A 21,081-nucleotide genomic window follows, 5' to 3' on the forward strand; every position below is an offset into this window, starting at 1 on the left:
GGGCTGTCACACGATCAGCTCTCCCGCTAGCCCCGGGCTGTCGGATCCCGAGCAAGCCTCGCCCTGCGCAGAGGTGCTCGACCTTGCGGGCCGGATCGATCTGACGATCACTCTGATACGTTGACCGGCAAGGGGTTGATCATGCTTTCGTCAAAAGACACCCGCCTGGTGGCCCTGCGCGAGCCGAACGTTGCCCGCGAGGCGCTGCAGCAGTCGCCGGCCGTCGCCGGCGCCGAGGAGCGGCCCGGGCTGGAGCGCGCCCCCGTCGGTCCTGGCCGGGCCGGTCGGCAATGAGCGGCAGGTGAAGGGGCGGTGGGTCGCAGGCGCGCTCGTGCAGGCCGGCGTCGATCCGCAGGGCGACGAGGTGCGCGCCGTCCGCGAGCTGCGCCGGGCCGTCCCCGGCCTCGGTCTGGCCGCCGCGGTCGACCTGGTCAAGCCGGCCGGCACGGCCGGCTGAGCCCCGCCCCCGCCACACCGCCCGGCCGCACCGCCCGCCGTCGGCCGGACCGGCCCGCCTCAGATGCCCAGGTGGTGGGCGCGGGCTGCGGCCGAGGCGAGGAGGCGGTGGATGTCGGCCTCGCGGGTGGTGGGGGCGTCGTTGTAGACGTCCGGCGAGCTGACGGTGATGCCGCCGGCGTGCAGGACCTCCATGACCTGTGTACGGGCGCGGCGGACGGTCTGCGGGGTGCCGTAGCCGTGGGCGAGCACGGCGGTCTGGGCACCGAGCAGGCAGACCCGGCCGTGCATGTCCCAGAGGGCGCCCTGCAGCCAGCCGAAGGCGGTGAGGTAGCGCGACGTCAGCTGGAGGTGCCCGGCGACGGACACCGGGACGGGCCGCGGCGGACGGTGCGCCAGCCGGTCCAGGACGGTGCGGCGGGGCAGCGGCTGGTCGGCGTTCCAGGGCTGGAGGGCCCGGCCCAGCGGGCAGACGTACGGGACGGGGATACGCGCGGACGGCGGCAGTGAGGCGAGGTAGTCCTCGATCTCGGTGATCAGGGCGGAGCCGTCCACGGTGACGGTCAGTGGGGGCGGCGGACCGACGATGAGGTTGGAGACGGGCATGGCGCTGGTCCTTTTGTCCGGGTTTGTCGCAGCTTCATTGATAACCCGGAAGGCTCTCCGCGGCGACGCGGGCCGCGGCAGCGGGCGAGTCCCCGCGCCCTGACGGGCAGCCGGACCGGCCGGCCCCCGGCCCGCGAACCGCGAGGTCGCGGCGTCGAGCGGCGGGGCGGAGGGGCGGCGGGCACCCCGAAGGAACGGGCCGACAGGTCGCCGCGGCCGTCCGGCGTGTCGGCAGAGCGGACCACGCAAGAACCGGCAGGGCGGACCACGCAAAACCCGCGGCACGAACCCGCGGCCGTCGTCAGAGCAGGCCGGCGAGGTCCTGGCGGGAGGCCACCCCCAGCTTGGGGTAGGCCTTGTAGAGGTGGTGCCCCACGGTGCGCGGGCTCAGGAACAGCTGGGCGGCGATGTCCCGGTTGCTCAGGCCTTGGGCGGCGAGCCGGACGATCTGCAGCTCCTGCGGGGTGAGGGCGGCGAGCGGTCCGGCCGCCGGTGCGGCGGGGGCGCCGACGCCGGTGGCGGTGAGTTCGGTGCGCGCCCGGTCGGCCCAGGGCCCGGCGCCGAGCAGGTCGAAGGCCTCCAGGGCGGCCCGCAGGTGCGGCCGGGCGTCGGTGCGGCGGCGCGAGCGGCGCAGCCACTCCCCGTACAGCAGGGCGGTGCGGGCCTGTTCGAAGGGGCGCTCGGCGGTGCGATGCAGGTCGAGGGCGGCGAGGTAGCCGGCCTCGGCGAGTTCGTCGGGGCCGAGCAGGGCCTGGCAGCGCAGCAGCAGGGCGCGGGCCCACGGCTGTCCGCAGGCCTCCGCCCAGCGGGCGAACCGCCGGTACGGCTCCTCGGCCTGCTCCGGGCGGCCGATCCGGACGGCGGCCTCGACCAGGTCGGGCACGGCCCGGGTGCCGGAGACGTGGTGCCGCTGGCTGCCGCCGGTGAGTTCGGCGAGCCGGTCCAGGGCCTCGGCGGCGCGGCCCTCGCCGAGGTCGAGGAGGCCGAGTGCCCACTGCGTCCAGGCGCGTCCGGCGGGCCGGGCCGGGCCGCGGCCGTCGAGGGCCTCGGCGGCGAGGGCGGTGCAGCGCCCGGCGTCCCCGGTCAGGGCGGCGAGCAGGGCGAGCAGGGCGCCGAGCTGGCTGGCCCACTGGTGCTGGCCGGTGTCGCGGGCGAGCGAGAGGCCCTCGTCGGCGGTGATCTCGGCCTCGCGGTGCCGGCCGTGGAAGAGCTGGGCCTCGGCGTGGAAGAAGAGCAGGGTGGGGAGGGTGCCGACGGCGCCCGCCCGGCGGGCCTCCTCGATCAGGGCGGCGGTGACCCGGTGGGTCTCCTCGTCCCGGCCGAGGACGAGGGTGACGCCGCTGAGTTGGGCGAAGTCCCGGACGGCGTCGGCACCGGCGCGGCGGGCCCGGTCGACGGCCTCGGCGGCGTCGGGGGCGGGCGGTGCGGGGCGGCCGAGCAGCGGGAGGGTGCCGGCCAGGAGGTAGTCGGCGATCGGCGCGGCCGGGTCGTCGGGCGGGAGTTCCAGGGCGGCCAGCCGGTCGACGGCGGTGGCGAGTTCGGCCTCGCCGAGGTACCAGGCGGCGTGGAAGGCGAGGAAGAGCATCCGGGCGGCGTGCGGGGCCGGGGTGCCGGGGCCGGCCGCGTCGAGGAGCAGCCGGTAGGCGGCGGGGTGGTCGCCGTGCTGGAAGGCCGCGGCGGCGCGCAGGTGGTCGATCAGGGCGTGGGCGACGGGGTCGGCGGTGCGGGCACGGGCGCGGACGGCGAGGTCGGCGGCCCGGTCGCTCTCGCCGGCGTCGGCGGCGGCCTCGGCGGCGAGGACGAGGCGCCTGGTGTGTCCGTCGCGGTCGGCGGTGAGCCGGGCGGCCCGCTCGAAGGCGGCTGCGGCGCCGGCGTGTCCGCCGCGGGCCTCGGCACGGTGGGCGGCTTCTTCGAGTGCGTCGGCGAGGCCGTCGTCGGGTCCGGTGGCGGCGAGGGCGAGGTGCCAGGTGCGGCGGTCGCCGTCGAGGACGCCGGCGAGGGCCCGGTGGACGGCGATCCGCTGGTCGAGCGGGGCGCGCTGCAGGACGGCTTCGCGCAGCAGCGGGTGGTGGAAGGCGATGCCGCCGTCGGCGGCGCGGACGAGGCCGTCCTGCTCGGCGGGCGGGAGGTCGGCGGGGCCGGCTCCGAGTGCGGCGGCTGCGGCGAGGACGGTGCCGAGGTCGCCGGTCTCCTCGGCGGCTGCGGCCAGCAGCAGGGTCTGGGTCGCGGCGGGCAGGCGGGTCAGCCGTCCGTGGAAGGCGAGTCGGAGGCGGCCGGGCAGCGGCAGCGGGCCCGCCTGGGCGCCGGCGGCGAGGGCGGCGGGGAGTTCGGTGAGGGCGAGCGGGTTGCCGTGCGCCTCGGCGAGCACCCGGCGGCGGAGGGCGGGGTCGAGCCCGGCGGGGAGCAGCTGTTCGGCGTCCGCGGTGGCCAGCGGGGCGGGCCGGAGTTCGGCCAACCCGCCTGCAGGGAAGGCGCCTTCGCCGTCGCGGGCGGCGAACAGCAGCGCCACGCCCTCCTCGCGGAGCCGGCGGGCGGCGATCAGCAGGGCCTCCGCGGAGGCGGCGTCCAGCCATTGGGCGTCGTCGATCAGGCACAGCAGCGGCCGGTCGCCGGCGAGTTCGGCGAGCAGGTGCTGGGTGGCGAGGCCCAGCAGCAGCCGGTCGCCGGGGCCGGTGTCGGCGAGGCCGAACGCGCCTTCCAGGGCGCGGCGCAGCGGGCCGGGCAGGGCGTCCAGGCGGTCGAGGGCGGGTGCGAGCAGCAGGTGCAGCCCGGCGAAGGGGAGTTCGGCCTCGTACTCGATGCCGGTGGCCCGGAGCACCCGGAAGCCGTCGGCGGTGCGGGCTGCGGCGTCGAGCAGCGCGGTCTTGCCGATGCCGGCCTCGCCGCGCAGCACCAGGGCGCCGCTGCGGCCCTCCCGCGCGGCGCCCAGCAGGGCCTCGACCGCTGCCTGCTCCCCCGTCCTGCCGTACAGCACGTCTGCCACCCTACCCAGCCATGTCCGGTGCGGGGCGGGACAGTTGCCTATGGCCGACCGATTCGCCGGGCACTGGGCCGCGGCTACCTTCGTGAGCAGCGGGGAACGGCCCGCGGCGGATCGAAGGGACAGCATCGTGAGCGACCTCCGGCAGATCGTCGAGGAGTACATCTCCGTGTGGAACGAGACCGACGGCGGCGCCCGCCTGGCGGCGATCGACGCCCTGTGGGCCGAGGACGGCAGCTACACCGACCCCCTGGTGGACGTGGTCGGGCGGGACGGGCTGGACGCGACGGTGGCGGCGGTGCAGGCGCAGTTCCCGGGCTTCGTGTTCACGCTCGGACCGGTCGACGCGCACCACCGGGTGGCCCGGTTCACCTGGGGTCTCGGCCCGGCCGGGGCGGAGCCGCTGGTGGAGGGCTTCGACGTGCTGGCCGTGGACGGCGAGGGCCGGGTCGCCTCGGTGGCGGGCTTCCTCGACAAGGTGCCCGGCGCCTGAGGCGGGGCCGTCCGGTGCCCGGCGCTGCGGACGCGTTCCGTTCCGCGCCGGGCATCGGGTTGGATGGGGGGATGAGCGAGGAGAAGAGCGCCGCACCGGCGTGGGAGCAGCGGTTCCGGGCGGCACGGGTGTCGCTGCCCGACTGGGCGGAGGAGGCCCCGGAGCGGGCGCTGTACGTGTCGAACGGCACCGGTACCTACGAGGTGTACGCCTGGGACCGGGTGACGGACACGCACCGCCGGGTGACCGACCGCCCGAACGGCACGACCGATGCGGAGCTCAGCCCGGACGGCGCCTGGGTGTGGTGGTTCGACGACACCGACGGCGACGAGTTCGGGGTGTGGCGCCGTCAGCCGTTCGCGGGCGGCCCGGACGAGGAGGCGGTGCCGGGCGTGCCCGCCGCGTACTCGGCGGGTCTGGCGCTCGGCCGGGACGGCACCGTGGTGGTGGGCACCTCCACGGACGACGAGGGCACCGCGCTGTACCTGCGCCGGCCGGGTTCGTCCGAGGCCGAGGTGGTGTACCGGCACGCCGAGTACGGCGGCATCGGCGACCTGTCGTACGACGGTTCGCTGCTGGCGGTGGACCACACCGAGCACGGCGACGCGATGCACTCGGCGATCCGGGTGCTGCGGCTGTCCGACGGTGCGGCCGTCGCCGAGTTGGACGAGGTCACCGGGCGCGAGGACCCGCGCGGGGTGGCCTGCCTGGGCTTCGCGCCGGCCGACGGCGACACCCGGCTGCTGGTCGCGCACCAGCGCCGGGGCCGCTGGGAGCCGATGCTGTGGGACGTCGTGGCCGGCACCGAGACCGAGCTGGTGCTCCGCGACGAGCAGGGCCGGGAGTTCCCCGGCGACCTGTCGGCACAGTGGCGGCCGGGCGCGCGGTCCCTGCTCATCGAGCACGAGTACGAGGCGCGCAGCGAGCTCTTCTCGTACGACCTGGCGGCGGCGGAGCTGACCCGGCTGGACACGCCGCGCGGCACGGTCGCGGGGGCGACGGCGCGGCCGGACGGCACGGTGGAGTTCCTGTGGTCGTCGGCGGCGGAGCCGTCGGCGGTCCGCTCGACGGCGGGCACGGTGGTGCTGCGGGCTCCGGGCCCGGTGCCGCCGGGGTCGGTGCCGGTGGAGGACGTCTGGGTGGAGGGGCCGGGCGGGCGGGTGCACGCGCTGGTCCAGCGGCCGGCCGGCGAGGGCCCGTTCCCGACGGTCTTCGAGATCCACGGCGGCCCGACCCACCACGACAGCGACTCCTTCGCGGCCGGGCCCGCCGCCTGGCTGGACCACGGTTTCGCCGTCGTCCGGGTCAACTACCGGGGCTCGACGGGCTACGGGCAGGCCTGGACGGACGCGCTGCGCGAGCGGGTGGGCCTGATCGAGCTGGAGGACATCGGCGCGGTCCGCACGTGGGCGGTGGCGTCGGGGCTGGCCGATCCGGCCCGGCTGGTGCTGTCCGGCGGTTCCTGGGGCGGTTACCTGACGCTGCTCGGTCTCGGGGTGCAGCCCGAGGACTGGACGCTGGGCCTGGCGGCCGTCCCGGTCGCGGACTACCTCACGGCGTACGCGGACGAGATGGAGGCGCTGAAGTCGCTGGACCGCACGCTGTTCGGCGGCACGCCGGAGGAGGTGCCGGACCGCTGGCGGGCGTCCTCGCCGCTGACGTACGTGGAGCAGGTGAAGGCCCCGGTGTACATCAGCGCGGGCGTGAACGACCCGCGCTGCCCGATCCGGCAGATCGAGAACTATGTCGCCCGGCTGGAGGGCCTCGGTAAGGTGCACGAGGTCTACCGCTACGACGCCGGCCACGGCTCGCTGGTGGTGGAGGAGCGCATCCGGCAGCTGAGGCTTGAGATCGACTTCGCGCAGCGGCACCTCGGCGGCCCTGTGCACGGGGGAGACGGACAATGAGCAGACGCACCGCCCTGGCTGCGGCCGCAGTGCTGACGGTACTGCTGACGGCGACGGCATGCTCGGACGAGAGCGACGACCCCTGCGACCCCGATGCGGCCGGTGCTCCGGCCGTCTCGGTGGACGGCGGGGCGCTCGGCGGCGACCTGTCGGCGCAGCTGATGGCCAAGTCGGGGCGCAGCGCCAAGAAGTCCAAGAGCAGCCGGACGGTGCACCACCACTCGGGCACGTCCGGCTCGACGAGCGGGTCGAGCGGTGACGGCTACGGCTGCGGTTCCTCGCCGAGCCCGGTGCCGAGCCGGTCGTGGTCCTTCTCGCCGAGCCCGGTGCCGGGCTCCGGCAGCCTGCTGCCCTCGCCTCGGACTCCGCTGCCGACGGCGAAGACCCCGCTGCCGACCAAGCGCTAGCGGGCGCGGCCTACTGGACCGGGTCCAACCCGAGGGCCCGGTCCTGGGTGGCCTCCGCCTCCCGGCGGACCAGCCGGAACCACATGAACACCACGAAGCCGGCGAAGACGAACCACTCCAGGGTGTAGCCGAGGTTCTGGAAGGCGCGCAGGGTGAGGCCGTTGCCGCCCTGCGGTTCGACGGTCGGCACCTGGGCCAGCGGCGGGGTGACGCTGTCGGCGGCGATCCAGCCGTCGTACACCTGGTAGGGCAGCACGTTGATCAGGGTGGCGGGGCTGATGGTGCCGAGCTGCCCGGCGGGCAGGCCGCCGGCGACGGCGCCGCCGCTGCCGCTGTTCTCGGGTGCCTGGAGCCGGCCGACGACGGTGACCTCGCCGGTCGGCGCCGCGGGCGGCGCCTGCCCGCTGCCGGGCTCCCCGGGCGCCCAGCCGCGGACGACGGCGGCGGCCCGGCCGTCGGTGGTGCGCAGCGGGGTGAGCACGTAGTAGCCCTGCTTCCCGTCGACGGTGCGGCCGGGGACGAGGAACTGGTGGGCGCCGTCGTAGCTGCCGGTGACGGTGACGGCCCGGCCGACGGTGTCGGTGCCGACCTGCGGCCGGTCGGCGGTGAGCACGTCCGTGAGCGGTGCGGCGGCGGAGGCGGCCGCGGCGGCGGAGGCCCGGGCGGTGTCCCGGTGGCTGTCGACCCGGTCCTCGAACCGGCCGAGCTGCCAGCTGCCGAGCATCAGGCAGACCACGATGGCGGCCACGCCGACGGCACTGGCGGCGATCCACCGCGGAGTCAGGAGAAACCGGTACACACCACCACGGTAACGACCCCTACGCCGGCCCCGGCCGCAGGGGTGCCGTCGCGGGCCGGCGCGCCGCGCCGCGCGGCGGTCAGCCGGAGGTGGGTGCGGCGGTGGGCGGCTCGACCGGGACGGTCTCGGGGGCGGTGCGGTAGACCGTGCCGCCGCAGCTCCCGGTGATCACCGCACTGGCCGCCTCGGGCACGCCGCCCTCGGGGGTGTGCGCGACGGTGACGCTCGGCGGGACGGCCGAGGGGGTCGGGCTGGGGCTGGTCTCGGTGCCGGCCGCGCCGGGGGCGGCCGGGGCGGCGCTGTCGGCGGCGGGGGCGGCGGCCGGCCCGGCGGCCCGGGGGGCGCTGCTCGGGCAGGTGCCCTCGGGCACCCAGCCGAACCGGACGCGGTAGCCCTCGCCGGGCGCGAGCACCAGCGGGAGGGGGACGGCGGTCGGGGCGGGCAGTGCCGCGGCGGCGTCGCCGGCGATGTGGTCGACGACCTTGATCCGGGCCTGTTCGGCGGGGCCGCCCGCGGTGGCGGCGACGGTGCCGGGGCCGGTCAGCCCGCAGCTGCGGGCAGAGGTGTTCCGTACGGTGAAGTACCCGTAGATGCTGCCGGCACTGTCGGCCGTGTCCAGGTGGGCGGTGGCGCGGCCGAGGTCGGCCCGCAGGCAGGCGGGGACGGCCGGGGGCGCGCTGGCGGGGGTGCCGGACCGCCCGGGGTCGGTGGCGGTGCCGCTGCCGCTCGCCGAGGGGGTGGGACGCCCGTCGGGGAAGGCGGGCAGCGGGGTGCTGCGCGGGCCACCGGGGCTGCCCCGGCTGGGCCGGGGCACGCTGCTGGCGCCGTGCGCGTCGGCGCTGCCGGCGGTGGGCCCGCCGGAGAGGTCGAAGGGCCGGACGGCGTGCAGGGTGGGCAGGGCGGCGGCCGCGACCAGGGTGGCGGCGACCGCGCCCGTCCAGGCGTGGCGCCGGCGGGCGCGGCGGCGGGGCACGGCGAGGCGGATGCGGCCGAGTGCGGCCGGGTCGGGCTCGACGGCGGCCACGGATTCGCGGAGGAGGGCGCGCAGCTCGTACTCGGCGCGCTCGCGGCCCTGCTGGTCGTCAGTCATGGCTGCTCTCCATCAGGACGCGCAGGGCGGCCAGTCCGCGCGAGCCGTACGCCTTGACCGAGCCGACGGAGACGCCGAGCACCTCGGCGACCTGGGCCTCCGTCAGGTCCGCGTAGTAGCGCAGCACGAGCACCTCCCGCTGACGGCGTTGCAGCCCTCTCAGCGCGGTCCTCAGCTGATCGCGCTCCAGCGCATCGTAGGCCCCTTCTTCTGCACTGGCCATGTCAGGCATGGGCTTGGGCAGCAGGCGGAGGCCCAGGATGCGTCGGCGCAGCGTGGAGCGGGACAGGTTGACGACGGTCTGCCGCAGGTAGGCGAGGGTCTTCTCGGGCTCGCGGACCCGCTTGCGGGCGGCGTGGACCCGGATGAACGCCTCCTGCACGACGTCCTCGCAGGAGGAGAGGTCGTCCAGCAGCAGCGCGGCAAGGCGCAGCAGTGACCGGTAGTGGGCCTGGTAGGTCTCGGTGAGCTGGTCGACGCTGGCCCCCGTCGCGTCCGCCGCCGCGGCCGAGCCCATCCGACTAGCTGCCGACCGGCGCACCGGCAGCGGCAGCGACACCACCGGCACCGCCTCGATCACGTTCGACACGCCTGTTGGACACTCGATCCCCCGTCATGGTTGCCCGGACGGCCTGCCATTCTTCCGTACGAACGGGAGGCCGCTCCAGCGGGACAACGGGTGATTATGACGGATTGTCTCGGCAGGATCGGGAGAAACCGTGACGGTGCTCCCGTTCCACGAACGAACGGGCCGGGCGCACCGCAGATCGGTGCGCCCGGCCCGTCCGGTGGATCAGCGGCCGGTGCCGCCGTAGACGACGGCCTCGTCGGTGTCCGTGTCCAGGCCGAAGGCGGTGTGCACGGCGCGCACGGCCTCCGGGATGTCCTCGGAGCGGGTGACGACCGAGATGCGGATCTCGGAGGTGGAGATCAGCTCGATGTTGACCCCGGCCTCGGAGAGCGCCTCGAAGAACGTCGCGGTGACGCCCGGGTTGGAGCGCATGCCGGCGCCGACCAGCGAGAGCTTGCCGATGGCGTCGTCGTAGCGCAGCGACTCGTAGCCGATGCCGTCCTTGACCCTGCCGAGGGCGTCGATGGCCTTCTGGCCGTCGGTCTTGGGCAGGGTGAAGGAGATGTCGGTCAGGCCGGTGGACGCGGTGGAGACGTTCTGCACCACCATGTCGATGTTGACCTCGGCGTCCGCGATGGCGCGGAAGATGCGGGCCGCCTCGCCCGGCTTGTCCGGCACCCCGACGACCGTGATCTTGGCCTCGGACGTGTCGTGGGCGACTCCGGAGATGATGGCCTGCTCCATCTCGCCCCCTTCGGGCTTGTTGGGGTTGTCGTTGCTCACGATTGTCCCCGGCAGACCGGAGAACGACGAGCGAACGTGGATCGGGATGTTGTAGCGGCGCGCGTACTCGACGCAGCGGTCGAGGAGCACCTTGGAGCCGGACGACGCCAGCTCCAGCATGTCCTCGAAGGCGATCCAGTCGATCTTGCGGGCCTTCTTCACCACGCGCGGGTCGGCGGTGAACACGCCGTCCACGTCGGTGTAGATCTCGCAGACCTCGGCGCCGAGCGCCGCCGCCAGGGCGACGGCGGTGGTGTCCGAGCCGCCGCGGCCCAGCGTGGTGATGTCCTTGCTGACCTGCGACACGCCCTGGAAGCCGGCCACGATCGCGATGTTGCCCTCGTCCAGGGCGTTGCGGATGCGGCCGGGCGTGACGTCGATGATGCGTGCCTTGTTGTGCGTGGCGTCGGTGATGACGCCCGCCTGGCTGCCCGTGAAGGACTGGGCGTCGAAGCCCAGCGTTCTGATCGCCATGGCCAGCAGCGCCATGGAGATGCGCTCTCCTGCGGTCAGCAGCATGTCGAACTCACGGCCGGACGGAATAGGGGTCACCTGTTCCGCGAGTTCGATGAGCTCGTCCGTCGTGTCTCCCATCGCGGACACCACGACGACGACCTCATGGCCGGCCTTCCTGGTGTCGACGATCCGTCGGGCGACGCGCTTGATGCCTTCGGCATCCGCAACGGATGAGCCGCCGTACTTCTGCACGACAAGGCCCACGTGCGCTCCTCGACTTGTGTCGTTTCGGGGGTGGTGGCCCCCTTCTGCGGTCGCGGCCAGTCTATCGAGCGGGGCGCGGGCGACCGGAGCCATCCATATGACGAGACGACCATATCGCCTGGTGAGCAGCGGGAACAGGCAGGTCTGCGGGCGGAGCCCCGCCCGCCGAAAGAAAATCCGGGGCCGGGCACCAGCCCGACCCCGGATTTCACGTTGTGGAGATTCGGTGGAACCTTCCTCACAGCCCCAGCTCGGCGGCCATCAGGTCGCCGGCCTGCTGCTCCAGCTGCTCGTCGGTGAGCCCGTCCTGGTCGGTGTCCGCACCGTCCACCGCCGCACCGATCGGACTGTCCAGCCGGACGTGCGCGATCAGCGACTGCAGCGCCCGCAGCACCGCCGTGCAGGTCGAACCCCAGTTGGACAGGTACGAGAACTGCCACCACCACAGCGCCTCGCTGACCCGGCCCTCCCGGTAGTGCACCAGGCCGTGCCGCAGCTCCGCGACCACACCCGCCAGGTCGTCCGAGATCCGGAAGGCGCTCGGCTTCTCCGGCGGCCCGTACGGGTCGAAGACCTCGTGGTACACGTCGATCGGCGCCAGCAGCTCGGCGAGCCGCTCGCGCAGCTCGACGCCGTCCGGCTCCGGCCCGGTGTCCGGCTCGAACCGGTCCTCCGGCAGGACGTCCTCGATGGCCCCCAGCCGGCCGCCCGCCAGCAGCAGCTGCGAGACCTCCAGCAGCAGCAGCGAGATCGCGCTGCCCGGCTCGTCGCCCTTGGCCACCTCGGTCACGGCGAGCACGAAGCTCTCCACCGAGTCGGCGATCTGGACGGCGAAGTCGTCGGGTTCCCGGGTGTGGGCGGTGTCACTGTGGTCAGACATCGAGCAGTCGTCTCCCTTCGAAGGCCCGGCCGAGGGTGACCTCGTCGGCGTACTCCAGGTCCCCGCCGACGGGCAGGCCGCTCGCCAGCCGGGTCACCTTCAGGCCCATCGGCTTGCACAGCCGGGCCAGATAGGTGGCGGTCGCCTCCCCCTCCAGGTTGGGGTCGGTGGCCAGGATCAGCTCGGTGACCGTGCCGTCCGCGAGCCGCGTCATCAGCTCCCGGATCCGCAGGTCGTCCGGGCCGACGCCCTCGATCGGGCTGATCGCGCCGCCCAGCACGTGGTACCGGCCGCGGAACTCGCGCGTCCGCTCGATCGCCACCACGTCCTTCGGCTCCTCGACCACGCAGATCACCGCGAGGTCGCGGCGCGGGTCCAGACAGACCCGGCACTGCTCGGACTCCGCGACATTGCCGCAGACCGCGCAGAACCGGACCTTCTCCTTCACCTGCATCAGCGCGTTCGCCAGCCGCCGGACGTCCACCGGGTCGGCCTGCAGCACATGGAAGGCGATCCGCTGCGCGCTCTTGGGCCCGACGCCGGGCAGCCTGCCCAGTTCGTCGATCAGGTCCTGAACCACGCCCTCGTACACGTCACGCCTTCCTTCGGCCGGGCCACGGCCCGGTGCCCAGTGCTCCGGGCCCGTCGCTCCGGTGCCATCATCCAACGAATCGGGCGCCGGACACACCGTCCGGCGCCCGACTCACCCATAAATCACACAGCACCGGCGCGTTCCGGCCCGCCGGGAACCGCGCCGGTGACAGGCCGCAACCGCCGGACACCGCGGGCGGACCCGGTTCGCGACACAGGTCAGAACGGCAGACCGGGGATGCCGCCGCCGAGGCCCTGGGTGAGCGGGCCCATCCGCTCGGCCTGCAGCCGCTGGGCCGCCGCGTTGGCGTCCCGGACGGCGGCGAGGACCAGGTCGGCCAGGGTCTCGGTGTCCTCCGGGTCGACCGCGGCCGGGGCGATGGTCAGCGCCACCAGCTCGCCGGCGCCCGTCACCGTCGCCTCGACCAGGCCGCCGCCCGCCGAACCGCTCACCTTCGTCTCGGCCAGTTCCTTCTGAGCCCGGCCGAGCTCCTCCTGCATCTTCTGCGCCTGCTTCAGCAGCTGCTGCATGTTGGGCTGGCCACCAGGGAACACGGCACTCTCCTGCCTTCAACGACGTCGTCGCCCCCGAGCCTACGCGGCGCCACCGGGCGCCGCGGCCGGGAACCCCGCCGCGGCCCGGCACCGCCCGCCGGGGCGCGTCAGCCGTTGTGGTGGATCTCCTCCAGGACCGTCGCCCCGAGCTCACGGATGATCAATTCCTGGCCGGAGAAGGCCTCCTCGGTCAGATCCGGGTCGTCGTCCTCCGGGACGTCGTCCTCCGGGGCCACCGGCGGCGGCTGCGGCGCCTGGTAGCCGCCCGCGGCCTGCGGCGGAGCCGCCACCGGCGCGGCAGGCTGCACCGCGGACGGGCCCGCGGGCCGCGGCGGCTGCACCGGAGCGGCCTGCGGGGCGGCGGGCTGCTGCGGCGGCGGAGCGGACTGCGGCTGGTACGACGGCTGCGCGGGCGGGGCGGCCGGACGCTGCGGTGGAGCACCCCAGCCACCGCCCCCGCCCTGCGGGGCCGGGGCCGGCGCACCGGCGCCGCCCGACGGGTCGACGATGCACTCCACCCGCCAGTCCACACCGAGCGCGTCCGCCAGCGCCTGGCGCAGCACCTCGTCGCTGTTGCTGCCCACGAAGCTGTCCCGGGCGCCCGCATTGACGAAGGACACCTGCAGGACGCTGCCGTCGAAGCCGGCGACCTGGCCGTTCTGGCTGAGCAGGATCCAGGTGAAACGGCGGCGGTTCTTCACGGCCTCCAGGATCTGCGGCCACATCTGCCGGATCTGGGCCGCGCCCTGCTGGGCGGCCGCGGACGGCTGCGCACCGGACGCCGGGGCGGGCGCGGCCACCGGCGGCTGCACCGGAGGGGCCGCGGGCGCGGGGGCCTGCGGGGCCGGTGCCTGGGCGGCCGCGGGGGCCGTACCGGGGGCAGGGGCCCCGCCGGGGGCGGGGAAGCTGCGCGGGATCGGCCAGGCGCCGGGCGCCGGAGCAGCCGGAGCGGCCTGGGCGGCTGCCTGCTGCGGCGCGGGGGCCGTGGCAGGGGCCTGGACGGGGGCCGGGGCCGGCGGCTGGTGCACGGGCGACACCTCGGCGACCGGCACGGGGGCTGCCTGGACGGGGGCGGCCTGTACAGGGGCGGCAGCGATCACCGGGCCGGGCCCGGCGGCCATGGCGCCCGCGGCGGGGAAACCGCCCACCGTGGCACGCCGCTCCAGCTTGTCCAGCCGGGCCTGCAGCGAGAGCTCGTCGCTGTACGCACCGGGCAGCATCACCCGGGCGCAGATCAGCTCCAGCTGGAGGCGGGGCGCGGCATTGCCGCGCATCTCCGTCAGGCCGGTGTTGACGATGTCGGCGGCGCGGCTGAGCTCGGCCGCACCGAAGCGGTCCGCCTGTGCCTGCATCACCGCGACCCGGTCGGCCGGGGCGTCGATCAGACCCTTCTCGCCGGCGTCCGGCACTGTGGCGAGGATCACCAGGTCGCGCAGCCGCTCCAGCAGGTCCGTCACGAAGCGCCGCGGGTCGTGGCCGCCCTCGACGACGCGATCCACCACCTGGAAGACGGTGGCGCCGTCGTGCGCGGCGAAGGCGTCCACCACCTCGTCCAGCAGCGCGGAGTCGGTGTAGCCGAGCAGGGCGGTGGCCATCTGGTACGTCACACCGGCCTCGCCGGCGCCCGCCAGCAGCTGGTCCATCACCGACATCGAGTCGCGCACCGAGCCCGCACCGGCCCGGACGACCAGGGGGAAGACCGAGTCCTCGACCTGGATGCCCTCGCGGCCGCAGACCTCGGCGAGGTAGTCGCGCAGGGTGCCGGGGGGCACCAGGCGGAAGGGGTAGTGGTGGGTGCGGGACCGGATCGTCCCGATCACCTTCTCCGGCTCGGTGGTCGCGAAGATGAACTTGAGGTGCTCCGGCGGCTCCTCCACGACCTTCAGCAGGGCGTTGAAGCCGGCCGAGGTCACCATGTGCGCCTCGTCCAGGATGAAGATCTTGTACCGGCTGTGCACCGGGGCGAAGAACGCCCGCTCGCGCAGCTCGCGCGCGTCGTCGACGCCGCCGTGCGAGGCGGCGTCGATCTCGATCACGTCGATCGACCCCGGGCCGCCGGTCGCCAGGTCACGGCAGGACTGGCACTCGCCGCAGGGGGTCGGGGTCGGGCCCTGCTCGCAGTTCAGACAGCGCGCCAGGATGCGGGCGCTCGTCGTCTTGCCGCAGCCTCGCGGCCCGCTGAACAGGTATGCGTGGTTGACCCTGTTGTTGCGCAGGGCCTGCTGGAGCGGGGCGGTCACGTGCTCCTGCCCGATGACCTCCGCGAAGGTCTCGGGGCGGTAGCGGCGGTACAGGGCTAGGGACACGCCACCGACGATATCGGGACGGGCCGACAAACGCGTCGTCCCTCGACGGCCGGACGCCCCTGAACGCAAGGACCCCCCGTGCACCCGCCAGAGCCCTCCTACCCTTGCTGCCTTCCGGCCCTGGGGGGGTTCAGAGAGATAACGCCGCACGAGGGGCTGCCCCAAGAGTAGCGGATCCCAGCCGCGGGGTGGCCCATCCACCCCGTCTGAGATCCGCAGGCGACCGCGCACGGCCACCTGCGGGATAGCGGTTCGCGAGCACCCCTCGACATGTACTAAGCTCTCCCACGGAGGATTCGCCTAGAGGCCTAGGGCGCACGCTTGGAAAGCGTGTTGGGGGCAACCCCTCACGAGTTCGAATCTCGTATCCTCCGCCTTCACGAAGGCCCGGACCGCACCACGCGGTCCGGGCCTTCGTCGTCAGCGGGTCGCCGTTGCCGCAAGTGGTGCAGCGGCGGCTCGCACAGGCGATCACTCTGTCGGATCGGCGATCCGGTAGCCGACCGTGGGTGTGGTGGCGATCACTGGTGGATCGCCGAGCTTGCGTCGGAGTCTGCCGATGGTCACCGCGACGGTGTTGGTGAACGGGTCGGCGTGCTCGTCCCACACCTGTTCCAGCAGGGCCTCCGTGCTGAGGAAGGCGGGGCTGGCCTGCAGCAGGGCGGCGAGGACTTCGAACTCCTTGACCGAGAGGTCGAGTCGTCGCCCGTCCCGACTGGCGGCGCGGCGGACGGGGTCGAGCTCGATGCCGGCCACGCGGAGCACGCGGGCGCGGGCGTAGGGCCGACGGCGGGCCAGGGCCCGTAGCCGGAGGACGAGTTCGGGGAAGTGGAAGGGCTTGACCAGGTAGTCGTCGGCACCCAGGCTCAGACCGTCGACGCGGTCGCCCGGCGAGTCGGCGGCGGTCAGCATCAGCACCATGGGCCGCTCGTCCCGGTCGGCGATCATCTGACAGAGCGCGTCGCCGTGGATGCCCGGCAGATCCCGGTCCAGCACCACCGCCTCGTACGCGGCGGTGCTCAGTTTTGCCGCGGCCTCCAGACCGTCGTAGGCGACGTCCACTGCCATGCCCTGGTCGCGCAGGCCCTCGACCACGAGGTCGGCGAGCGCCCGGGCGTCCTCGACCACCAGAACCCTCATGCCACGGGCTCCTGGTCTCCGCCGACCTGCGGCAGGGTGACGGTGACCCGCAGGCCGCCCTCGGAGCGGGCACGCAGCTCCAGCGTGCCGCCGTGCGCCTCGGCGACCGCCGCGACGATGGCGAGCCCGAGACCCGATCCGTCGCTGCCGCCGCGCCGATCCGGGCCGATCCGGCGGAACGGGCGGACGAGCTGTGCCGCCTCGTCCTGCGTCAGCTTCGGTCCGGCGTTCTCCACGACCAGGTGGACGGGCGCGTCGCTGCCGGTGCGGACGGCGACGCGGAGCCAGCCGCCGGGCTCGTTGTGCTGCGCCGCGTTGTCGACCAGGTTCTGCACCAGTCGGCACAGCAGCGTGCGGCTGCCGTGCACGCGGACGTCGGAGTCGGTCTCGCGGGTCGCCGTCAGACCGCGGCGGGCGATGGTGTCGGCCCGCTCGTCGAGGGCTTCGGCGGCGAGCTCGTCCAGGCGGACGGTTTCGGTGCCCGGCAGCACGCCGTGCTGGGCGCGGGCCAGTGTCAGCAGGCCGTCCAGCAGCCGGTCGACCTGGTCGAGCTCCGCGCGCACCCGGCCCGCCAGCCTCCGTGTCTGCTCGGGGAGGGGGCCCGGCTTGGCGAGCGTCACGTCCACTGCCGCCCGCATGGTGGCCAACGGGGTGCGCAGTTCGTGGGAGGCGTCGGCGACGAATCGCCGCTGGGCCGTGAACGCGCCCTCCAGGCGCACCAGTAGCTCGTCGATGGTGTCGCCGAGGTTCCTCAGCTCGTCGTTCGGGCCCTGGACGGCAAGCCGCTCGTGCAGGTTGTCGGCGGAGATCCGGCGGGTGGCGGTGGTCATCGCACGCAGTGTGCGCAGCACGCGCCCGGCGGCGTACCAGCCGAGCACCACCGAGACCAGGCCCATCACGGTCAGGCCGACGGCCGAGCCGAGTAGCAGTTGGTGCGTCTGCTGGGTGTGGGCCTCGGCGAGCTGGTGCTCAAGGCTCGCGATCCGCGCCTGGGCGCCCGGGGCGATGGGCCCGGTCCCGTTGTCCGGAGCGGGCGTGACCTCCAGCGAGCCGCCCGCGATCAGCCAGACCACCGCCAGCATCATGGCGCCCGAGGCCAGGAAGAGGCTGGAATACAGGGTCGTGAACTGCCAACGGACACTGCGGCGGCGTGGCACGGGTCGCTTGGGCAGACCCTGGTCCACCGTCATCGGTCCTCCCTCTCCCGCACCACCTGGCTGCCTGATCAGGCTAGGCGAGGCGACCTAACAGCGACATGACAGCGCCCGTTCCGCCCGTGTCACGCCCTCGCACGCATGGTGGGGCCGGAAACCGAGAACCGTGTGAGAGGACGGGCGGTTGCGATGAGGGACGACGTCGGAATCGAGCTGGCCGGGCTGCGGAAGCGCTTCGGGAAGACGCAGGCACTGGACGGGATGACGTTCACGGTCCGGCCCGGTCGGGTGACCGGCTTCGTGGGCCCGAACGGCGCGGGCAAGTCCACCACCATGCGGGTGGTGCTGGGTCTGGACACGCCCGACGCGGGCCACGCGCTGGTCGGCGGCCGGTCGTACCGGAGTCTGCGCAGTCCGTTGACGCGGCTGGGCTCACTGCTGGACGCCGGAGCTCTGCAACCCAGCCGGACCGCCCGTAACCACCTGCTGTGGCTGGCTCATTCACAGGGCCTTCCGGCCCGCCGGGTGGACCAGGTGCTGGAGCAGGCGGGGCTGGCCGGCGCGGCACGGCGCCGGGCGGGCGGCTTTTCGTTGGGCATGCGGCAGCGGCTCGGCATCGCGGCGGCGCTGCTCGGCGACCCACCCGCGCTGATGTTGGACGAGCCGTTCAACGGCCTGGACCCGGAGGGCATCCGGTGGATCCGCGGCCTGCTCACCTCGCTGGCGGCCGAGGGCCGCGCGGTACTGGTCTCCAGCCACCTGATGGGCGAGCTGGAGGACGTCGCGGACCACCTGGTGGTTGTCGGGCGCGGCCGGGTCGTGGCCGACACCGGCGTGCGCGAACTGCTGGCGGGTGTCGCGGCCGGCCGGGTGACGCTGCGTACCTCTGCACCGCTCGTCGCCGCCGAAGTGCTGTCGGGCACCGGCGCAGCAGTGCAGGTGACCGGGCCCGAGACGCTCGGCATCACCGGGCTGCCGGGCGAGGCGATCGTCGCTCGGCTCACCGCGGCGGCCGTGCCGTTCGCCGAACTGTCTACCCACCGCGCGACGCTGGAGGAGGCCTATCTCGCGCTCACCGGGGATGCCGTTCAGTATCGGAGTGCCGACGCGGCGGCGGGAGTGGAGCGATGAGGGCGCTGCATGCCGAGTGGACCAAGTTCCGCACCGTGCGCGGCTGGGCACTGGGCGCCGTCGGCGCGATGCTGGCGTCCGCACTGTTCCTGTTGGTCGGCACGGCCTCGTCGAACGAGCATCCGCAGCGGGCGACGGCGCTCTCCGCAGGCCCCGGCGGCGGGGCGGTCAACGACAGCTTCTACTTCGTGCACCGGGCGTTGTCCGGCGACGGCGGCATCACCGTCCCGGTTACCGCGCTGACCGGCGTACTGGCTGATCCGGCGGGTGCTGGTACGGCAAGTGCTGCTACGGCAGGTGGGCCGAGCGGAACCACGTCCGGCGTCACCCCGTGGTCCAAGGCCGGGATCCTGGTCAAGCAGAGTCTCGACCAGGGCTCGTCCTACGCGGCGATGATGGTCACCGGCGCGCACGGGGTGCGGATGCAGGACGACTTCACACACGACCGCGCGGGCCTGACCGGCAGTCCCTCGACCGCTGAGCCCCGCTGGCTGCGGCTCGTCCGGACGGGCGGGACGGTCACCGGCTACGACTCGACCGACGGCGAGCGGTGGACCGAGGTCGGCACCGCACGACTGCCCGAGTCAACGACAACGGTGCAGGTGGGGCTGTTCGTCGCCGCCCCGGCGGCGGTACAGGCGAGTGGTGGCGGCAGCAGCAGTCCGGCCACGGCCACGGGAAGCTTCGGTCGCGTAACGCTCAGCGGCTCCTGGGGGCAGGCGGCCGGAGGCTGGCAGGGCCTGCAAGTCGGTGACGACGCCGGGACCTCGGGCAGCTACACACCCGGCACCAGTGGCGGCTGGACGACGACCAGCGAGGGCTTCACCGTCACCGGCGCGGGCGACATCGCCCCCGTGGTCGGCGGACCGGCGCTCGGACCGGCGTTCACCGTGGAGACCTTCCTCGTCGGCACGTTCGTGGGCTTGATCATGCTGACGGTGGTGGCCGTGCAGTTCGTCACCGCCGAGTACCGTCGCGGGCTGCTCGGTCAGACCCTGGCATCGACACCCCACCGCGGCCGGATGCTCCTCGCAAAGGCCGCCGTCGTGGCAACGGTAGCTTTCGCCGTCGGCGCCGCGGCCGCCGCCGTGAGCATCCCGCTCGGTGAACTACGGGCGCGCGCCACCCACTTCGCCGTACTCACCGTACCCACGACGGTCCAGACGCGCGCGGTCCTCGGCACGGGGCTGCTGCTGGCCGCGACGGCAGTCCTGTCGCTGGCCCTCGGAGTGGTGCTGCGGCGCAGCGCCACGGCGATCACGGCGGTGGTGGCGGCGACGGTGCTCCCGTATCTGCTCGCCTTCGGTGGCATGCTGCCGAGCGGCCCGGCCGAGTGGTTGCTCCGGCTCACCCCGGCGGCGGGCTTCGCCGTCCAGCAGACGCTGCCGCGCTACGACCAGGTGCTCACCGTCTACGCCCCCTCGTCCGGATACTTCCCGCTCTCCCCCTGGGGCGGCCTCGCCGTGCTCGGTGCCTGGAGCGCGCTCGCCCTCGCGGCGGCGACCGTGCTGCTGCGCCGGAGGGACGTATGAGTGGCCTCTACCCCGCCGGGTTCCGCCGTGCCTGCCGCGCCGAGTGGACGAAGCTGCACACCGAGGCCGGGCACGGCTGGCTGATGGTCGCCCTGGTTCTCGTCACGGCCGGCGTCGGCGCGGCTGTGTCCGCGAACGTCCCGTGCCCGGCGGCAGGCTGCGGCCAGGACCAGGTGCGGCTCAGCCTGGCCGGGGTGTCGGTGAGTCAGGTACTCGCCGCGATCACGGCCGTCCTGCTCGTAGGCGGCGAGTACGGCACCGGCCTGATCCGCACCACGCTTGTGGCGATACCCAGGCGCGGCACGGTGCTGGCCGCGAAAGCCACCGTGCTCAGCGGAGCGGTCCTCGCAGTCGGAAGCGTCGCCGTGCTCGCCTCCGTCCTCGCGGGCCACCTGCTCCTGCCGGGCGCCGGATACATCCCCGCCCACGGCTACACCCAGCTCTCCCTCGCCGACGGGCCGACCCTGCGCGCGGCGGCGGGCTCGGTGCTCTACCTGGTCCTGGTGGCCCTGCTTGCACTCGGCATCGCCGCAGCGGTTCGCGACGCGGCGGTCGCGGTCGGCGTCGTGCTGGCACTGCTCTACCTGTTCCCGCTGCTCAGTCATGTCGTCACCGAGCCGCACCTGCAGCGACTGCTGGCGCAGCTCGGCCCGATGCCGGCGGGCCTCGCGATCCAGGCGACGGCGAACCTGCGCCACCTTCCCATCGGCCCCTGGGCGGGCCTCGGCGTTCTGGCCCTCTGGGCAGCGAGCGCGCTGCTCCTCGGCGGCGCGATCCTCCGGCTGCGAAACGCGTGAATCCACACGTGAGGCGACGTCGGTCCGGACGCTTCTCGCGCCCGGGCCGACCTCGTCACGGCGGGCGCAGTTGCCACCCAAGGGCTCGGTTCTGGTCTCATCCACCGCCGTCCAGCGAGGCTCAGAGCCTGGGCAGCGCCCCGCTTCACCCCAGGTCAGAACAGGCGTGACCCCCGGCGGACA

The 21,081-nt window shown here is 74.3% G+C and carries 20 protein-coding genes, 1 tRNA gene and 1 other RNA gene; 9 read left to right on the top strand and 13 right to left on the bottom strand.

Annotated elements, in window-relative coordinates; translation table 11 throughout:
- Positions 1-141: 141 nt before the first annotated feature.
- Positions 142-294 carry a hypothetical protein gene (locus ACQ614_RS17085; RefSeq protein ID WP_431679421.1) on the top strand — a complete coding sequence of 51 codons (153 nt, stop codon included), beginning with the start codon at positions 142-144 and terminating at the stop codon, positions 292-294.
- Positions 295-301: 7 nt separating this feature from the next.
- On the top strand, positions 302-457 hold the full coding sequence (locus tag ACQ614_RS17090) for a hypothetical protein (RefSeq protein WP_431679422.1): 156 nt from the start codon (positions 302-304) through the stop codon (positions 455-457).
- A 59-nt stretch (positions 458-516) separates the two neighbouring features.
- On the opposite strand, the gene ACQ614_RS17095 is transcribed toward ACQ614_RS17090, so the two are convergent.
- Both ACQ614_RS17095 and ACQ614_RS17100 read right to left on the bottom strand, forming a co-directional pair.
- Positions 517-1,062 carry a DUF6197 family protein gene (locus tag ACQ614_RS17095; protein ID WP_431679423.1) on the bottom strand — a complete coding sequence of 182 codons (546 nt, stop codon included), beginning with the start codon at positions 1,060-1,062 and terminating at the stop codon, positions 517-519.
- 301 nt (positions 1,063-1,363) lie between these two features.
- Positions 1,364-4,045 carry an AAA family ATPase gene (locus ACQ614_RS17100; protein ID WP_431679424.1) on the bottom strand — a complete coding sequence of 894 codons (2,682 nt, stop codon included), beginning with the start codon at positions 4,043-4,045 and terminating at the stop codon, positions 1,364-1,366.
- 127 nt (positions 4,046-4,172) lie between these two features.
- Here ACQ614_RS17100 and ACQ614_RS17105 point away from each other — a divergent pair, with 127 nt between their 5' ends.
- The 3 genes from ACQ614_RS17105 to ACQ614_RS17115 all read left to right on the top strand — a co-directional run bounded on the left by ACQ614_RS17105 (position 4,173) and on the right by ACQ614_RS17115 (position 6,849).
- Positions 4,173-4,535 (top strand): nuclear transport factor 2 family protein, encoded by a 363-nt coding sequence (locus ACQ614_RS17105; protein ID WP_431679425.1) that lies wholly within the window; start codon positions 4,173-4,175, stop codon positions 4,533-4,535.
- Positions 4,536-4,606: 71 nt separating this feature from the next.
- Positions 4,607-6,442: a S9 family peptidase gene (locus ACQ614_RS17110; protein WP_431679426.1), complete on the top strand. Its 1,836-nt coding sequence runs from the start codon at positions 4,607-4,609 to the stop codon at positions 6,440-6,442.
- Positions 6,439-6,849, top strand: coding sequence for a hypothetical protein (locus tag ACQ614_RS17115; protein ID WP_431679427.1), 411 nt, complete (start codon positions 6,439-6,441; stop codon positions 6,847-6,849). The genes ACQ614_RS17110 and ACQ614_RS17115 overlap by 4 nt, the downstream gene beginning before the upstream one ends.
- A 10-nt stretch (positions 6,850-6,859) precedes the next feature.
- Here the strand turns inward: ACQ614_RS17115 and ACQ614_RS17120 are convergent, their stop codons facing one another.
- From ACQ614_RS17120 to ffs, 9 genes are all read right to left on the bottom strand, one after another.
- A complete protein-coding gene (locus ACQ614_RS17120) occupies positions 6,860-7,648 on the bottom strand; it encodes an SURF1 family protein (protein WP_431679428.1) in 789 nt (262 codons plus the stop codon).
- A 79-nt stretch (positions 7,649-7,727) separates the two neighbouring features.
- The gene (locus tag ACQ614_RS17125) at positions 7,728-8,738 is read right to left on the bottom strand and encodes a hypothetical protein (RefSeq protein ID WP_431679429.1); all 1,011 of its coding nucleotides are present in this window, start codon (positions 8,736-8,738) and stop codon (positions 7,728-7,730) included.
- Positions 8,731-9,255: a SigE family RNA polymerase sigma factor gene (locus ACQ614_RS17130; RefSeq protein WP_431683947.1), complete on the bottom strand. Its 525-nt coding sequence runs from the start codon at positions 9,253-9,255 to the stop codon at positions 8,731-8,733. Before ACQ614_RS17130 ends, ACQ614_RS17125 begins: the two co-directional genes overlap by 8 nt.
- Positions 9,256-9,531: 276 nt before the next feature.
- Entirely contained in the window at positions 9,532-10,812 is a 1,281-nt protein-coding gene (locus ACQ614_RS17135) for an aspartate kinase (RefSeq protein WP_363492183.1), read from the bottom strand.
- Between the two features lie 238 nt (positions 10,813-11,050).
- The gene (locus ACQ614_RS17140) at positions 11,051-11,692 is read right to left on the bottom strand and encodes a DUF5063 domain-containing protein (protein ID WP_363492184.1); all 642 of its coding nucleotides are present in this window, start codon (positions 11,690-11,692) and stop codon (positions 11,051-11,053) included.
- Positions 11,685-12,284: a recombination mediator RecR gene (gene recR, locus ACQ614_RS17145; RefSeq protein WP_431679430.1), complete on the bottom strand. Its 600-nt coding sequence runs from the start codon at positions 12,282-12,284 to the stop codon at positions 11,685-11,687. The genes ACQ614_RS17140 and recR overlap by 8 nt, the downstream gene beginning before the upstream one ends.
- Positions 12,285-12,502: 218 nt before the next feature.
- Positions 12,503-12,814 (bottom strand): YbaB/EbfC family nucleoid-associated protein, encoded by a 312-nt coding sequence (locus tag ACQ614_RS17150; RefSeq protein ID WP_431683948.1) that lies wholly within the window; start codon positions 12,812-12,814, stop codon positions 12,503-12,505.
- A gap of 131 nt (positions 12,815-12,945) precedes the next feature.
- Positions 12,946-15,144, bottom strand: coding sequence for a DNA polymerase III subunit gamma and tau (locus ACQ614_RS17155; RefSeq protein WP_431679431.1), 2,199 nt, complete (start codon positions 15,142-15,144; stop codon positions 12,946-12,948).
- Between the two features lie 64 nt (positions 15,145-15,208).
- Positions 15,209-15,305, bottom strand: an RNA gene (gene ffs, locus ACQ614_RS17160) — signal recognition particle sRNA small type.
- Between the two features lie 128 nt (positions 15,306-15,433).
- Between ffs and ACQ614_RS17165 the strand changes: the two genes are divergently transcribed.
- Positions 15,434-15,518 (top strand) — tRNA-Ser (locus ACQ614_RS17165).
- 97 nt (positions 15,519-15,615) lie between these two features.
- Here ACQ614_RS17165 and ACQ614_RS17170 read toward each other — a convergent pair.
- Complete coding sequence (locus ACQ614_RS17170; RefSeq protein WP_431679432.1) at positions 15,616-16,284, bottom strand: response regulator transcription factor; 669 nt, start codon at positions 16,282-16,284, stop codon at positions 15,616-15,618.
- Entirely contained in the window at positions 16,281-17,474 is a 1,194-nt protein-coding gene (locus ACQ614_RS17175; RefSeq protein ID WP_431679433.1) for a sensor histidine kinase, read from the bottom strand. The genes ACQ614_RS17170 and ACQ614_RS17175 overlap by 4 nt, the downstream gene beginning before the upstream one ends.
- A gap of 153 nt (positions 17,475-17,627) precedes the next feature.
- Between ACQ614_RS17175 and ACQ614_RS17180 the strand changes: the two genes are divergently transcribed.
- From ACQ614_RS17180 to ACQ614_RS17190, 3 genes are read left to right on the top strand one after another with little or no spacing between them, the layout of a single operon-like run.
- The gene (locus ACQ614_RS17180; RefSeq protein WP_431679434.1) at positions 17,628-18,569 is read left to right on the top strand and encodes an ATP-binding cassette domain-containing protein; all 942 of its coding nucleotides are present in this window, start codon (positions 17,628-17,630) and stop codon (positions 18,567-18,569) included.
- Positions 18,566-20,101: an ABC transporter permease subunit gene (locus tag ACQ614_RS17185; protein ID WP_431679435.1), complete on the top strand. Its 1,536-nt coding sequence runs from the start codon at positions 18,566-18,568 to the stop codon at positions 20,099-20,101. The genes ACQ614_RS17180 and ACQ614_RS17185 overlap by 4 nt, the downstream gene beginning before the upstream one ends.
- Positions 20,098-20,898, top strand: coding sequence for an ABC transporter permease (locus ACQ614_RS17190; RefSeq protein WP_431679436.1), 801 nt, complete (start codon positions 20,098-20,100; stop codon positions 20,896-20,898). The genes ACQ614_RS17185 and ACQ614_RS17190 overlap by 4 nt, the downstream gene beginning before the upstream one ends.
- Positions 20,899-21,081: the final 183 nt, after the last annotated feature.

The organism is Kitasatospora dryopteridis, assembly GCF_050749075.1.
Taxonomy (GTDB): domain Bacteria; phylum Actinomycetota; class Actinomycetes; order Streptomycetales; family Streptomycetaceae; genus Kitasatospora.